The 19,143-nt window shown below is 33.3% G+C and carries 1 protein-coding gene and 1 riboswitch; the gene reads left to right on the forward strand.

Going from position 1 to position 19,143, the window contains the following annotated elements:
- Positions 1-184 precede the first annotated feature (184 nt).
- A complete protein-coding gene (locus tag B5X49_RS07375; RefSeq protein ID WP_045748985.1) occupies positions 185-19,009 on the forward strand; it encodes a dockerin type I repeat-containing protein in 18,825 nt (6,274 codons plus the stop codon).
- Positions 19,010-19,084: riboswitch (cyclic di-GMP riboswitch) on the forward strand.
- Positions 19,085-19,143 lie beyond the last annotated feature (59 nt).

A 19,143-nucleotide genomic window follows, 5' to 3' on the forward strand; every position in this document is an offset into this window, starting at 1 on the left:
ATTTGTTTTTTCTATTATAACTTCCTTTGACTTGAAAACGCTGATATGTTACAGTCTATTTATAGTTATAGTAGTTTTCAATCAGTAAACTACAAACCTATACGATAAGGATTGTATGAGGCTAACTAAGAAAAAACGAATCTACTGTGCGATTATAAGTTTCATCCTAATGATAGGCTTGCACATGTTAATTTCACAGATTCCATTTTTCGCTCCAATAGATTCTACTGATGATGTAGGTCTATTGGTACCAACTTATACGTATTCAGGAACGTTTATGTCTGAATCAGGTACTGAGTTGGATCCCTATGTAATTGGTACTAGGGAAAACATGGAGTCGCTATCTGAACTTGTTAAATCTGGACAGAATATGACAGGCAAGTTTTTTGTTATCGACACCTCAATTAACGAATTAGACTTAGGTAATTTCCAACCCATTGGATCAAATACTCAACCCTTTAATGGAAACTTCAATGGAAGCGGAATTAATTTTAAATTAGCAATTGATAGACCTTCTGAATCATATATCGGATTATTTGGTTATGCATCAGGTGGTAGTATAAAGAACTTAACTGTATCAGGAATCATACAAGGAGACCAATATGTGGGCTCCGTTTTAGGTTATAACAATGGCAGTATTGTAACAACCGTTTATAATACAGCAACTGTCATTGGTACCAGAGATTATATCGGTGGTATCATGGGTGTATTATTAAGAGGTACGATTAAAGATGCAATCAATCAAGGACATGTCATGGGTCAAAGTTACGTGGGTGGTGTGATTGGGTATAGTTATCGTTATCAACGACATGGTTCATCCCTTTATTATCAAAATACAATTTTAAATGTTTATAATCGTAGTAAAGTCCAAGCAAAAACTGCCAACGTTGGTGACTGGATAGGTGGTTATAGTTCAAGCTATTATTCAAGTTATAACCAATTGAATAGTTGGACAAACATTCATATCGATACAAATTATGCAATGTTAAATATGGATATGAGTGTATACGGATTTAAAGATAAAACAGTTAGAAATGATACATCTTATTTATATACACAACAGTTTGTAGATGGTACCTTAAAATTAACAAATTTTACCGATGGAATGATTGTTGATTCATTTGGGTATTATCCAGTTCAAACATATTTTACGACACATACAAACCCGATTATACAATCCAGATTAATCCAGTATTCTAAAATAGATTTAAGTGATGGAATAGGATCCATTGAACATCCATTCTTAATTAGAGATGAAGCGGATATGATTGATTTTTCAAACCGTGTGAATGCATCAAACACATTTGAAAAATATTATTTTAAAGTAGAAACAACCGATTCAAGATTCATCCTTCCTGACTTTGTACCAATAGGTTCACCAACCAAACCATTTTATGGTAGTTTTGATGGTAACTGGTCACTCTTTGAGTTAGATATTAATCGTCCGGATCAAGATTATCAAGCACTTTTTGGTGGGTTTGCTAAAGGATATATCAGAAATTTAACCATTAGTGGTCAAGTCATAGGTAAAAACTTCACAGCAGGTGTATTAGGCCGTTTAGGACTTGGGCTTGGGTTAGACAATTTAGGTGGTCAAGTTTATAATGTCAATAATTTAGCAAACATTCAAGGTGAAAGCTATGTGGGTGGTATTGTTGGATATATCAGTAGTGGTAGTGTTAAATCCACATATAATGAAGGACGTATTCAATCCACTTTAAATTATGCAGGTGGAATTACAGGTTTTATGTATGGTACAGGTGTTTCTGCATCGGTTGAGGAGTCTTATAACCGAGGTAGAATAATAGGCCAAAACTATGTAGGCGGTATTACAGGATATTTTTATCAGTATTATAGACATTCAAGTTCTCAATATGTATATAGCACATTAAAGAACAATTACAATTCTGGTTTAGTTTCTGGTGCAAGTAGTGTATTTGGTCATATTGGTTATACAAATTTAAATCATTACTCAAGTTATAATCAACCGAATACCAATTCTAATAATATTTATGATGATTCAATTAATGTATTATTTATTCCTGAAGTGGGCATTAAACCACCAACGCTTCAAACAAATGGATTAACATCTGAAACATTCTTTAATTCAACCTTGATGATGCAAAGAGGTTTTTCTACAAACTTTTGGACTTTTGAAGAAAAAACTTCTACAACAGGTTATTATCCTCAATTAAAAAGTTTTATGGATTCTGGTGTTACAAGAGTTATTAATGATGCAGTTAGATCGACAAGTATTGATATTCGTGATGGTTTAGGTACGGAACTTAATCCTTTCCTTATAAGAACAAAAGAAGACATGGATCAGTTAAGTTCAAATGTCTTAAAAGGTAATACTTATCAAGATTATTTCTTTAAAGTAGAAGAAGGAATAGATCAAATTGATTTAGAAAACTTTATACCAATTGGTGATGCGACCAAACCATTTAGAGGAACCTTTGATGGAAATGGTGTGAATTTTAACGTTTCTATGGATCAACCTACTAAAAACTATATGGGTATCTTTGGTCTTGCAGATATGGGAGTTATCAAAAACTTTTCTGTATCCGGATTTATTACTGGACAAAATTATGTAGGTTCAGCAATCGGATATATGCAAGGTGTTGAAGTTTATAATGTATATAATACAGCTACTATTATAGGAGCAAGCGAAGTTGGTGGTATTGTTGGTAGACTTTATACGGGTAGTTTAAAGTATACTTTTAATATGGGCTCAATCTATGGAACATCTAACGTTGGTGGAAATATTGGTTATTCCTACCGATATGTAAGACACTCATCCTCTCTTTATGTAAGAAATACAATTCAAATGAATTACAATGCAGGAACAGTGAAAGCCAAAACTGCAACTGTAGGTGGAAATATTGGTTCATATAGTACATATTATTATTCAAGTTATTCAGAAGCAAATCCTTGGAGTTTAAATGTATATGATGCAAGAATCATTTCATTTGATCCATATGATGCTAACTTTATTTATAAACCTAATAGTATACCAGATCAATTAAATCAAGCAATCAATCAACCAAGAGCAACGCTACTTGGTGCAACACTTACTGGATTTGTGACAAGAGAAGAAACAGAAACACATGATTTCTATCCAGAAATTGAATACTTTAGAAATCATTCAAATGAAACAATCCAAAATTTATCTAAAACTACAGTTATATATGATTTAAAAGACGGTTTGGGCACATTAGAACATCCGTTTAAGATTTATGATGAAACCGATATGTGGAAATTATCCACAGATGTAAAAAATGGTGCAACTTTTGAAGGGTTCTATTTCAAAGTTGTAACACCGAATACAACTTTTAATTTGCCAGACTGGCAACCCATTGGAAACATCCAAACTTCATTTTTAGGTAGTTTTGATGGAAATTGGTCAAACTTTAATATAAGTATTAATCAACCAACCTTAGATTATCAAGGTTTATTTGGCGTTATTGGAATGGGTGAGATTAAATACTTATCAATTAGTGGATCAATTACTGGTAAAAACTATGTAGGTTCTGTTGCAGGAAGAACGGGTTATGGTAAACAATCTCCATCTCTTTCTGGTCGAATACATAGCGTATTTAATGAAGCAATCATAACAGGTGATAGCTACGTTGGTGGTATTGTTGGTTTACAAGATTCTGGTATGATCGAACAAACCTTTAATATTGGAAGAATTACTGGTAAAGTCAACTATCTAGGCGGTATTACAGGTTTCATGAATGGTAATGGCGTTCGAGCTACAACAAAAGATAGTTATAATACAGGTGATATTACAGGTAATCAAAACGTAGGTGGTATTACTGGTTATTTCTATCAATATTATAGACATAGTAGTGATAACTATAAATACATGACACTTTCTAATACCTATAATAAAGGAAATATTTCAGGTATTACATCCGTATTTGGTCATATTGGATTTACAAATCTCAGTTTTTATTCCAGTTATAATCAACAAAACATCAATCAAAATAATACTTATGATAGTTCGTTAAATGCTTTATTTGTACCATCTATTGGTATAAAACCTCCAGCACTCGCATCGAATGCTTTAACTTCTGATAATTACTTTGATGCAGCGAAGATGCAACAACTCGGTCTATCATCCAGTTTATGGACATTTAAAGAAAAGAATACGGAGTTCGGTTATTATCCACAGTTATCCACATTTATTCAAAGTGGTATTGACCGTGTAATTGAAACATCCCTTCAATCTGTAACAAGAAATATTGAAGGTGGATTAGGAACTGAAGGTTCACCGTTTATCATTGAAACAAAAGAAGATATGGATCAGTTAAGCTATAATGTTTCAATTGGTTATACATATGATAATTATTATTTTATTGTAAAAGAAGGTATTGATCAAATCGATTTAAGTGATTTTGATCCAATTGGTAAACCAGGTAAACCATTTAGAGGAACATTTGATGGGAATGGTGTAGACTTTATTTTAAGTATCGATAGAACTTTAGAAGATAGGGTTGCATTATTCGGATTTATGGATAAAGGAACCATAAAGAATCTTTCAACATCAGGATTTGTTACAGGTAGAAACTTTGTTTCAGCAATTCTTGCTGAAAGCCATGGTGCGCTGGTTACCAATGTCTATAATGCTGCAAGAATTTTAGGAACAGATTATGTCGGTGGATTGGTAGGATATTTAAGACAAGGTGAACTTAGTTCATCGATGAACTATGGTCTTGTTGAAGGTGCCCGTTATGTCGGTGGATTAGTTGGTGCATTACTACAATATTACCGTCATGCATCCGATACATATTATTACTCAACCATTAAAAATTTATATAATGCATCGGTTGTACGTGCATCTACCAATATTGTTGGTGGTGTATGGGGTTATTTAAATCCTAATTATTATTCAAGCTATAATCAACAAAATATTCGACAAAATGTTTATTACGATACAGGTGTTTTAGCAAAAGAACCGCAAGATGCAACATTTGGATTTAGACCATCAACAGAACCAGGGGTTGGTGTTGCAGTTTCTACTGGTGCACTGATGAACCAAACAGCATCCATTAACGGATTTATTAAAGATGGCCCTTATGAAACTTATGGGTATTATCCTTTATTATCAACCTTTAGCACACACACACTTAAAAATGTAGAAGACCGTTTACGTTCTTTAGCATATATAGATTTAACAGGTGGATTAGGAACGGTTGATTATCCATTCTTAATTGAAACCAAGGCAGATTTAGATAATTTAAGTTTATCTGTTTTAAGCGGTATCACATTCAAAGGAAATTACTTCAAAATTAAAGATAGTGTCACATCCATTGATTTAGAGAATTTTAAACCGATTGGAAAACAAAACCTTCCATTTGAAGGACATTTCGATGGAAACTTCAAATTACTTATTGTTTCAATGAATCCAACAGAACAAACATTTGGACTTTTCGGCGAATTAAAAGGTGTTGTTGAAAACCTCTATATTCAAGGTACAATAACTACCACTCAAAATGTAGGTGGATTTGTTGCAGGTAGACTCACAGGTGGAACTATTAAAAACACATTTGCATCCGGTGAAATCCAAGGTGGAACATACATGGGTGGACTTGTTGGTGTCCAAGTGGGTGGAAAGATTGAACAATCCGGATTCTATGGAAAAGTAGTAGGAACAACCATTGTAGGTGGTATTCTAGGTCAACTACACTCCGGTCAATTACTTAATTTATATACAAGAGCAGAAATCATTGGTACGACTCAAGTCGGTGGAATTGTTGGAACAACGTATCAGTATAACCGAGTATCATCAAGTGATTATACAAGTAATAGTATCCATCAGGTTTATAGTGCTTCACTCGTTTCATCTACAACAAACCTAGTAGGTGGCGTGATTGGTTACCATAATCCTGCTAGATATAGTTCATCAGGTGCGAATGCACGTGTGAATAATTATTATGATGCATCCATTTTAAAATCTTATACTCCAGTTGGAGGATTTAAACCATCTGCAGTTATTAGTCAAACAGCACTAGAAAAAACATCCATGTTAGGTTATGAGATGCAACAACTAGGTTTTTCTGATAGTATTTGGAAATTTGAGGAATCAGTTGGAAATGAATCATATTATCCACAAATTCTTATGTTTACAACGACCAAAGAATCTAATCTTAAGTCGAATTCTAAATTATCTGTTACAACAACCCCACTTCTTGGAGATGGAACCAATTTGTCACCTTACTTAATTAGAACTGTACAAGATATGATGAGTTTATCCGTTTCAGTTCAATCAGGTTTTGATACAACAGATATTTATTATCAAGTAGACTTAGGTATTCATTCCTTTGATTTAAGTACGGTATCATATGTACCTATTGGAAATTCTACGAATCCATTTAAAGGACACTTTAATGGAAGTTATGCGAACTTTAATCTGAATTTAAAATCAAACCTAGATTATCAAGGTTTATTTGGTGTTCTATCAAGTGATGCAACGGTTGCATATCTATCGGTATCAGGTAACATTCAAGGTTTATCTTATGTAGGTGGAGTCGCAGGTTATTCAGAAGGCCAAATTGAAAACATTTATGTAGATGCATATCTTAAAGGTAATGCGTATGTAGGGGGCATTACAGGCTCTAATTTAGGTATTCTAACTTATGGTTACTTTAAAGGAAATATTGAAGCTGAAACGGGTTCATATATTGGTGGTATTACAGGATTTAATCAAGGCTCTATTTCTGAATTTTACGTTAATGCAATGCTTTATGGACTAAGCCACGTAGGTGGTGTCGCAGGATATAATTCAGGTACGGTTTCAAATAGTTATTATAACCATACGTATTACATAAAAGATACTAATCCTAATAAAGTAACAAAAGCGATATCAAATCAAGAGAATCAAGATGATGTGAAGGGTTTAGATAAACTCAATATGACAGGTTTAAACTCAATTGGAAGTGAAGCATTCCAAATGAATTTAAATGTTAACATATTTAAAACAATTTCTGATGAAGGTTTATTTATTCACATGCCTCAGTTAAATGGATTTAGTAGTCATCCATTAACTGTAATTTCCAGCCGTTCTAAACAAAGTGTAAGAATCATCCGATTTGAACAAGGTGAAGGTACAAAAGATGATCCATATATCATTAAAAATGAAACAGAGATGGCGCTTTTATCACAGGTAAGTTCAACTGATTCATTTTCAGGTATATATTTTAAAGCAAGTCCTGAAAAGATTATATTTGACTTAAGAGATCCACTACTTAACTATAAACCAATTGGTACATTCCAATCCATGTTCAAAGGTGGATTTGATGGCAACTATCAAACATTCTTGATTAATATTAACCAAACAAACCTAGATTATCAAGGTTTATTTGGTGTTATTGGTGAAGGTGCCTTGATTAAAAATATTGATATTACAGGTTCTGTAACAGGTCGATATTATGTAGGTGGTTTAGCAGGTATGATTCGTGGTGCAACCATTGAAAATGTTTCTAATAAAGCAACCATTAAAGGTGCAAGATACACAGGTGGTATTGCTGGTGATATTGGATCAAAAACCAATGTTCGATTATCATATAACATGGGTAATGTCACAGGTACAGGAGATGCAACCGGTGGTATTGCAGGTATTTTACAAATAGAAAGTGAAGCAAAAGAAGTCTTTAACTATGGAGCAATTACTGGAGTGACCAATACAGGTGGTATTGCAGGGTTGTTACATGATCGTTCTTTAATTTCTTATGCATATAACCGAGGGGAAGTACGTTCAAGTGGTGCACAAACAGGTGGTATTGTTGGATTAAGTCGACAAAAATCATGGATTGACCAAGTATATGTAGCTAGTATTGTAAGAGGTTTAAATCAAACATCAACTGGTTCAATTGCCGGTTTAAGTCAAACTCAATCGGTAGAAAATAATGCATTCTATGATGTATCCGTTCTTTTATCTGATTTTGGACTTGTTGGTGTAAAACCAACCAAAGCAGTGGGTAATAAACTCGATCAACAAGATTTAAGAGGCGTGATGAAAACATCCTTAACAGGACTGGATATTTTATCAGAAGATGGCACGAATTATGGAAATTATATATCACTAAATCCAAATTACTTTAACCTTACAGAATCTATTGGATTAAAACGTTTTTATCCAGAATTAAAAGGATTTAGTCAATCCTTTATTGTCAATCATCAAACGGATTCTAAAACATCGGTTGAAACATTCGTATTTGATGGTCTAGGAACAAGTGCATCACCTTACATTATTTATAGTGCATATGATATGGTGGCATTAAGTGATGCGAATAATGATGGAATCTCGTTTGAAAATACATACTTTAAAGTACATGATACAGTTACTGAAATTAATTTATCCTTAAACGGATTAAATTATCAACCTATTGGAACTGAAACACAACCTTTCCAAGGGATTTTTGATGGAAATTATGTCAATTTCATCTTGCAGATGCAAACCAATCAAGAAGCGGGATTGTTTGGATATATCGGTGAATTATCGATCGTAAAAAACTTAAGTATTGAAGGATCAATTACTGGTCAAGAATATGTAGGTGCGATTGCAGGATATAATAATGGTTTAATTGAAAATGTTTATTCTGTTGCACATATTCAAGGTGAAAGCTATGTCGGAGGACTTGTTGGTTATAACCAAGGAATCCTAGAAAAATCATATGTTCATGCAGAAGTTAAAGGATTAAACCTTTATACAGGTGGTATGGTTGGTTACAACAAGGGAACCATTACAGATGGTTATGCAAGTGTTTATGTAAGAGGCTTCATGCACCAAGGTATGTTAATTGGTTATAGTGATGCATCAGCACTTGCTGAGTACTTATACTATGATTTAGATAAACGAAACGAAATTAATCCAGAATTAAATGCGGTTTCTAACCTAGATGAAGGAACACTTCTAAGAGGTATCGACCAAAATATCTTATCCTCACATAAAGCATATCAAGCATTTGAGTTTGTTTTCAGTTCCCAAGATATCTTTAAGAGTGCCTCTTCCGTGGGTATGCATGCATACTTCCCACAATTAAAAGGTTTTATGGAACATCCACAAGACTTTATCCGTACAAAATCTAAATTAAGTGTCACATTAAATAGAATCTCTGGTGCTGGTACGAAGGAAAATCCATATTTAATTAAAAATGCTTTAGATATGGTTGCCTTATCAGAATTAGTAACAATTAATAAACTTTCCTTACTGGATAAATACGTAGAAGTACTCGATGGAATTGAAATGATTGACTTAACGGACCCTCAATTAGGATTTTTACCGATTGGAAATCAGTCTTATCCATTTAGAGGTCATTTTAACGCGAAGTTTACAGAGTTTATCATTGACTTTAAAAATATTTCTACCTATGCAGGATTATTTGGATATATTGGAAAAAATGGAACTGTAACAAATGTGATTGTAAGTGGTTCAATTAATGGTGGTCGTCTACATGGTGGTATTGCAGGTAGAAATCAAGGAACCATTTCTAACAGTCAAAGTCATGTAGAAATTTTTGTGAATCAACATAGTAGCTATAATGCTTACGCAGGGGGTATTACTGCATATAATGAAGGATTCATTGAAAATAGTTTCAATAGCGGAACTGTTCATGCAGAGTTTAATTATGCAGGTGGAATTGCAGGGTATCATGCCAAGGGTGCAAGTATTATCAATAGTTTTAATGTTGGTAATGTTTCAAGTAACAGATATTATGCAGGTGGAATTGCAGGATATAGTTTAGGTAGAGTAATAAACGTCTATAATAGTAGTTTAGTCACAGGAACCTATGCTGGTGCGATTGTTGGTTATAGTAATCAAGGTACCTTACTTTATGCATATTATGACAAATCCATATTAGAAACAAGTACACAAGCTAAAAAAGCTACAAAAGCAATTTCAAATATGGATGATGAAGGATTTACTAAGGGATTATATAGAGTTGAGATGATGCAAGCATGGCACCAAGGATTCTTATTTGATACCGATCAATTTGAAGTTGAGCTGACAGAAGGCCTGTATGGTTATTTACCACAACTGAAAGTCTTTAATGATGAAGCAATTCATCATGCGAAGCAAAAAATGAATGATTCAACTTATAAAACCATCTTCATGGGAGATGGAAGTCTTAGTCTTCCATACCTTATTTTAAGTGAAGTGGACTTGCTTGCAATGAGCAATCGATTTGAAGCAATCGACTCGAATAACCTCAACTTTAAATTACAAACATCTAAAACAATGTTTGATTTATCCAATTCAAATGTAACTTATCAACCGATAGGTTCTTTAACACATCCATTTAAAGGTAACTTCGATGGTAATAATATAGAAATAAAACTTAATCTAAATGGAAACGATTATTTAGGTTTATTTGGTGTCACTAGCCTAGATGCACAAATTAAAAACATTCATATGAGTGGATTAATTTCTGGTAAAAACTATGTAGGTAGTATCATTGGATATAACCAAGGACAAGTAGAAAATGTAACAAGCACTGCAACCATTCAAGGCGAACGATATGTAGGTGGATTACTAGGTTTCTCAAGCCATAAACTCTATGAGGGTATGTATGAAGGCGCACTTCAAGGTAAATCTTATGTAGGTGGATTGGTTGGATATCTAGCAAGCAGTGGTTCGGTAGAAATGTCATACCATAACGGATATGTACGTACTGAATTAAGTTACACAGGTGGTATTGCAGGTTACGCTGAGACTGAATCCTCTATACAATCAAGTTTCAATATGGGGCTCATCGAATCCTATGGCACTTACTTAGGTGGTTTAGTAGGTTATTTAGAAGGAAGTATTGAATCTTCATATAACCGAGGAGACATTGTTGGCTATAACCTTTATGTGGGTGGTATAAGTGGTTATTCTAAAGGTTCAATGAATGAAGTTTACCATGCAGGAAAAATTTATGGTTTAGGTATTTTAGGTGGACTTGTTGGACAAAATGAAGGTCAAATTCAAAATGCGTATTATGATCTATCTATTATTGAAGAGGCTAGACCAATTAACTTATTAGTTAAACCTGTTCAAAGTATTTCAAATCAACCAGAACAACTCGATGTTTTAGGATTAAGTCATGAATTTATGGTAGGAACTGATAAGCTTGAAGGTGTTTATAAGACCATGAACTTCAATCCAGAAGCATGGTATTTAAGAGATGGTAATGACTTTACAAGTTATTATCCTGAGTTGTTAAGTTTTAATGAACATAGTCTAGAATCCTTTAGAACTGATTCTTATCAGTCCATCAAATATCAAGTGTTTGATGGTGAAGGAACATTATTAAATCCATATATTATTAAAGATACTAAAGACATGAAAACACTTCAACTTTTTGTTGAAAAAGGTTTTTCATTTGATCAAAAACATTTTAAAGTTAAAGATGGTGTACAAACGATTGATTTAACAGATCAATCGATAGATTACCGACCAATTGGATTAGTAGATGCACCATTTGAAGGTCATTTTAATGGTAATGGTGTAAACTTTATTATGGTCTTTATTGAACCAGGTGAAAATAACTTAGCATTATTCTATTTAATCGGTGAGAATGCATCGGTTAAAAATATTAATATTTCAGGATCAATTATTGGTAATTCATATTTGGCAGCCCTTGCTGTAAGAAATGAAGGATTAGTTGAAAACATTGAATCCTTCGTACAGATACAATCAGCAAATGGTAATTCCATTGCAGGGATTGTATCAGTCAATAAAGGTTCAATTCAAAATGCATATAACCATGGTCATGTAATGGCAAATGGTTCTTATGTAGCAGGTATTGTTGCAGAAAATGATGGAACGATTAAAAACTCCTTTAATAAAGGAATGATTAAAGGACTTACCCAAGTTGCAGGTATAGCAGGTATTCATAAAGGAATCATCGAACTTTCATACAATATGGCATCTATTGAAGGCGATACATCCGTTGGAGGTGTTGCTGGTGAAACCTTAAGTGTTATTGGAAGTAGTTTTAATCATGGAACAATTTATGCGAAAACCGGTATCGTCGGTGGTATTAGTGGTTATATGAGTGGGTCTAGTGCACCAAGAATTTATTCAAGCTATAATACAGGTTTAGTTTACTCTGACTTTAATTTAGCAGGTGGTATTTTAGGTGTTATGGATACAGGAACAGTGATCGATACATACTCAGCGGCAGGTGTTTATGCAAAACGTGATGTTGGAGCAATCATTGGACAAAAAACAGGTGGAGTTATTGAAAGAAGTTATTATGACCAAACAGTTTTAGATAATCTAAAAAACTATTCAGGCATTAAACCTTCTAAAGCAATTGGAAACCTTTCAGATACAACAACCGTAAAACCATTACTCCGTGGACATATGACAGGTTTAAAGAGTATTGGAAATCAAACGAATCAAATGAACTTCTCAAGACCAAATGATTTCATTGGATTAAGTTCATTTGATCAATTCAGTTATTATCAACAAATTAAATTACTTTCAACATCCACGAATAAAACAATTGCAGAGGATTCAAAAGTATCTGTTACAACCCATACATTTGCATATGGTAGTGGTAAACAAAATGACCCATTCATGATTATGAATGAAGCGGATATGATTGCTTTTGCAGATACAGTTAATAGTGGAAATACGTATCAAAATCAATATATTCAAGTATCGAAACAAGTTGGCACATTAGATTTTACGAATGAAGCTATGTATCAATATGTTATTGTTGGACAAAAAGATTTTATATTTAATGGTTCATTTGATGGTAATGGAACAACATTTAATGTATCAATCGTACAATCAAGAGATTATGTTGGACTCTTCGGTAGAACCGGTAAGAGTGCAGTTATTAAAAATATCTCAGTAAAAGGATCAATCGAAGGACTCAACTATACTGGAGGTATCGTCGGATACAGTGAAGGTATCTTAATGAGTTCTTATAATCAAGCAACGGTTAAAGGATTAAATTATACCGGTGGATTAATCGGACAAAGTACAAACCTTAATGAATTTGTTTACAATAGAGGGGATGTATTTGGTAAAGACTATGTGGGTGGTATTATTGGTCATTTAGATGGCTTATTACATAACAGTTACCAATCCGGTATCTTATATGGTCAAAACCATTTAGGTACACTCGTAGGATTCTTAAACTCAGGAGCTGTTGAAAATAGTTATTATGACCGATTAACCTTACAATCCTATGCACCATTTGGTACATGGAAGAAACCTGAAAAGGCAGTTTCAAATTCACCTGATTCTGATGTTGTCTTTGGTATGGACCCATCATTTATGATGCGAATTGATTCAATAGGTACTGCATCTTCACAAATGAATTTCGATTTATCTAAAGGTTATTGGACAACTCAGTTTAATATTCAACAAACAAATAAAAACTATCCTCAATTAGCTATATTCTCAAAACATACACATTTAAATGTATTAAATGATTCTAAAAATTCAACAGAAAGAGTATTAGATAATATCTCATATGATGAAGGATTAAACCAAGGTCTTAAAAACATGAGTGTCATTGTTGGATATCATTATCAATTAAATGTTCCAACAAAACTAGGTTACCGTTTTATAGGTTACTTTAAAACAGATTCTAATTTAAATGAAACACAAATGACTAATGATTTAGGTATTTCATTATTACCGTATGATGGTAACAATTTAGATACACTCATTGCGAAATATGAATTAAGATCTTATGAAGTTAAATTTGTAGACGGCAACAATCAAACCATTCAAACAACCTATCATACATATGGTGATCTTTTAACCATACCTTCAATCATTCCTTTAAAGAATTCAACGAATGAGTGGATTTATACATTTGAATCATGGAATTATGATTTCTCTAAAGGTGTCGATGATGATTTAGTCATTACTGCAAATTATCAAGCAATTCCAAAATTCTATAAAGTCATTTTCTATGATGGTAATGGTTTATTCTTTAAAGAGATTTATGTGGAATATCAAAAAACTATCAACATTCCTAGTGAAATTCCTAGAAAATTATCAAGTGGAAATATTGCATATCAATTTAGTTCATGGAACTATGACTTTGATTTAGCAGTAACGAGTCCTTTAGAAATTTATCCAACCTTTATGGAAGTTGATCGTTATTATACTGTTATATTCCATGATGCATTAGGAAACGTTATTGAGACACAAACCGTTGAATACTTACAATCTGCATATGATATCATCGTTAAACCTGTTAAAGAAGCATCTATTTCACATACATATGAATTTGTATCTTGGAGTGAATCCTTAAAACTGATTACAAAAAATCTGATGATTCATCCAATCTATGAAGAAAAGGTCAGAAACTATGAAGTTACATTTATAGATGGAAATGGACAGATTTATGATCAGTTGAGTGTGCCTTACTTAAGTGAGGCAATTCCAAAATCAGGTTATCCACTTAAAAATGCATTTGAAATGGAAGCCTATCAGTTTATAGGATGGAATCAAGTTATAAGTGAAATTACATCTGATTTAACGGTTCATGCACTCTATCAAACCATTGATAGATACTATAAAGTTTACTGGTATGATGGGGATTCAAATTTAATTCATACAGATCTTAATCAAGAATATTTATCGAAATTAAATCCACCAAGTATCATTCCAACTAAAACAAAAACAGACCAATATCAGTATGAATTTAATGGATGGAGCGAGTCTTTAGATTATTGTTTAGGTGAGATGCATATCTATGCGACATTTGATGAAGTCTTAAGACCATTTGAAGTGAAATTCTATGATGGAAATGGTGCGTTAATTTACAGTGAAACCGTCTTATATGGACAAGAAGCAACATTTCCAAGTGACTTAATCGTTAGAAAAAAATCCAGTGAAACAGAAGCGTATAAGTTCACAGGATGGAATCAATCATTTAATCTAGTCACAACTGATCTAGATATATATCCAGAATTTATCTCCGTTGAAAAATATTACTTTATTACATTTATGGGTCCAACAGGAAGTGAACCTCTCACTGTACAAAGAGTTGAGTATGGATATCCAGCAACACCACCTGTACTTGAACCTTATATACATCCTAATATTCAGTATGAATACATCTTTATGGGATGGAGTGAAGACCTAGACTTTATTGATAGTGATTTAACAGTCTATGCCCGATATGAAGCAAGATTGAAAACATTTGAGGTAAGGTTTGTTAATGGAGATGAAGAAGTTATTGTTACTGTCGGTTATGGTGCAAAAGCAATCGCTCCAATACCTTATAAATCACCTACAGATCAAGTCACTTACGAATTTATCAAATGGAGTGATTCATTCGATGTAGTTACAAGCAATTTAGTGATCTATGCAGAGTTTGAAGCAAGATATGCATATTATATTGTTACATTCTTAAATGGTGATGGTTCAATATTAGAAACTCAACATGTATTACCAAATCAACATGCGAAAAAACCTGTGAATCCAACAAAGGTAGCTCCAGACCAAAAACTCTATATCTTTATTGGTTGGGATCAAAGCTATATGGATGTTACAGAAGATTTAGTGATAGAACCTGTATTTAACTTAATTGACAAATATTACGTGATTCGATATTTTGATGCATTTGATGTGTTAATTTCAAGACAAGTCATTGAATATGGACAAAGTGCACTGATTCCAGATGGGCCGATAAAACCTGATGAAGGTTCGGCGCACTATACGTTTAGAAATTGGTCAGTCGATGCAAGCTTTGTAGATTCTAACCAAGATATCTATCCAATCTATGATGAAAGTCTTAGAACATATAAGGTCATCTTTAAAGATGGTGATGGCAACATCATCAGTGAACAATTCATAAAACATGGTATGAGTGCAAGTGTTCCACTTACAACGACCAAAACACCACACGATAATGATTATTATCTCTTTATGGGATGGAATCAAGATGCATATTCTGTTTTAAGTGATTTAACGATTGAACCGATATTTAAACGTATTGATTGGCACTACCAAGTTAGATTTATTGGGGATGGAGGCGTCATCTTGGATGAACAAACCATCACCTATGGTAATCCTGCAATAGACCCGATTCGACAAACACCAATTATAGACCGAGGTGATGGTTATGTGTTTGTTGTTACAGGATGGGATAAAAACTTTGATAACATTCAAGAGCATTTGGACGTATATGCAATTTACGGTATAGAACCGAGAGATTATATCGTCAGATTCTTTGATTTAGATGGTAACCTCATCCATCAAGAGACGGTCGTATATGGAACGGATGCTTCCGCACCAATACTTACACCTCCAACACATACGGACCCTAAATATTTATATACATTTAGCAGTTGGGATCAAGATTATACTTATGTTCGAGAAAATTTAGATATTTATCCAATATTTGAAGAAGTCTTAAGAACATATGAAGTCAGATTTATTGATGGTGATGGAAGAGTCTTTGAACTACAAACCGTAACCTTTAATGAAGGAGCTCAAACACCGAATGGTATCCCACAAAAATCAAATTCAGAAACACACTCTTATGTCTTTAGAGCATGGGATAAATCCTATGATGTGATTAAAAATCATCTCGATGTGTTTGCGTTATTCGATATGGTGGAATTAACCTATATTGTACGCTTTGTGGATACAAATGGCGTATTGATTAAAGAAGAACGTGTTGGTAAAAATCAAGATGCCACTGCACCTTTTATTGAGCCAATAGAACCAACAGATGAATTTATATTTAGTTATGAATGGTCTAAATCGTATCAAAATGTGACAAATCATGTAGAGACAAAATTAGTTATTGTTAAAACAGTAAGAGAATACACATATACATTTAAAGACTATTTAGGAAATATTATTAAAGAAGTGAAGGCTCCATATGGAACAACAATTATTGAACCAAATCATCCATTAAAACCGATGACAGCAAGTCATCAGTACGAATTTATTGGATGGAGCCCAACAGTTGATTTAAAATTAACAAAAGATGTTGTCTTCACACCGCTTTATGATGAAGTCATTAGAACCTACACCATTCGCTTTATAGATGGTGATGGACTTGTAGTTGATGAACAAAAAATACCTTATGGTGGAGAGTTTACGTATCCATCATATATTCCAACTAAAAAGTCAACAAAACAATATATATATACATTTAAAATGTGGGACACACTCATCATGCCGGTTAGAAACGACTTAACGATTGAAGCAATTTTTGATAGAACACTCCAATCATATGAAGTTATATTTATCGATGAAGCAGGAAACACTTTAAAAATAGAAACAGTATTCTATGGATATGGTGCTACTGAACCTACCAATATACCAACCAAACCGATGACACCAATTTATGAGTATATGTTTATTGGTTGGGATAAACAGTTTAACTTTATCGAAGGTGATTTAACAGTTCAAACGCGATATGTAGGTGTATTAAGAAAATATGTTTATACCTTCTATGATGATGATGGAACAACTATTTTACTTCAAATGACAGATATTTATGGGGCAAAAATTACGCAACCAACGCATCCTACAAAAGAATCCTTAGAGTTTGTTCGATTTGAATTTATGGGTTGGGATAAAGTTGTACCCGATCTATTAACCGACCATATTCATTTTGTTGCACAGTATAAAGAAATTTGGAAGACCTACCAAGTCATATTCCTAAACGGAAATGGTACGGTTTTAGAGGTTCAAACAATTAATCACGGAATGGATGCCTCCTTGCCTTCAGTCTTACCTAGCAAGATGCCTACAGTGATATATGAATATATCTTTAGTCATTGGAATCAATCCTTAGCATCAATTAACAAAAATATGACAATAGAACCTGTATTTGAAGAAACATTACGTACATATACGGTCACTTATTTAGATTACGATGGAACATTCTTAGGTGAAAAAGAAGTGAAATACGGTATGAGTGGTGTGGGGTTAATTGTTACACCTAAACGTATGGGTCATGGATTTACTGGATGGGATCAAAACTTAATTCAAGTGAAGTCAGACATGACCGTTAAAGCAACCTATATGCCATATCAATATCAAATTAGGTTTAATGATAATGGTGCAGATAGTGGTTATTTAGAATCAATGATTGAAACATATGGCAACCAAATCAGTTTACCAAACCAAGTCTATGAGAAGAGGGGTTACTTCTTTGCAGGGTGGAAAGTTGATCCTGATAGTGATGATGTGATCTATGCAGATGGTGAGGCAATCTTATTTGAACAAGAAGGTTTAGATTTATATGCGGAGTGGATTCCAATAATCTATCAGATAGAATATATTCTAGATGGTGGAACTGCATTTAACCCAACAACATATACCATTAAAGATTCATTGAATCTTCAAGGTGCTTATAAAGAGGATTATATCTTCGTAGGTTGGGAATTGGTTTATATTTCTCAAAAATCATCACAAAGACGTATGAGTGGATCTAGCCAATTTATAGAAAAGATTGATGAAGGTACGATTGGTAATATTACCTTAAAAGCAATCTATGAATATAATGGATGGATTAAACTTAAAGAAAATTCAACACTTGGATTATTCCATGCAGAAATAACAGCAATCATCCCAGTAGATGAAAGAACGCCACTTGAAACAGACAATCCAATATATTTAATGGGTGTATTCTTAGGTCAAACACTTGAGAACTTAAGAGGAAACTTTGATACAGAAGGTTTAGTATTCTTAGATGCCAATCAAAACGTATTAAGTGATACGGATGTGGTAAGAAGTGGCATGATGGTTGTGATGTATGATAAAGAAGACCCAAGTCAAATCAGAGATTTGTTTACAGTCATATTAAAAGGTGATTTAAATGGTGATGGAATTATCAATGCCCTAGATATCAATGTTTTATCTAGTCATGTAAAGGGTTCACAAACCATTGAAGCCTACAAGATATTATCAGGATTAGTCAATGATGATAGTATTGTCAATGCATTAGATATCAACTTGATATCAGGGCATGTTAAAGGAATACAAATGATTCATGATCCAAATAAAACATCAACTTTAAATTAACAACTAAATCGGTAAAATTAGGGAAACCTAATGACACAAAGCTATAGGGTCTAATTTAGACAGCCAGTTGCAAGAAATTATTCGAAACATAATACGAATAACTATCTCTTGATGCAACTAGGAGATAGTTATTC

This window comes from Acholeplasma oculi, assembly GCF_900166985.1.
Taxonomy (GTDB): domain Bacteria; phylum Bacillota_I; class Bacilli_A; order Acholeplasmatales; family Acholeplasmataceae; genus Acholeplasma; species Acholeplasma oculi.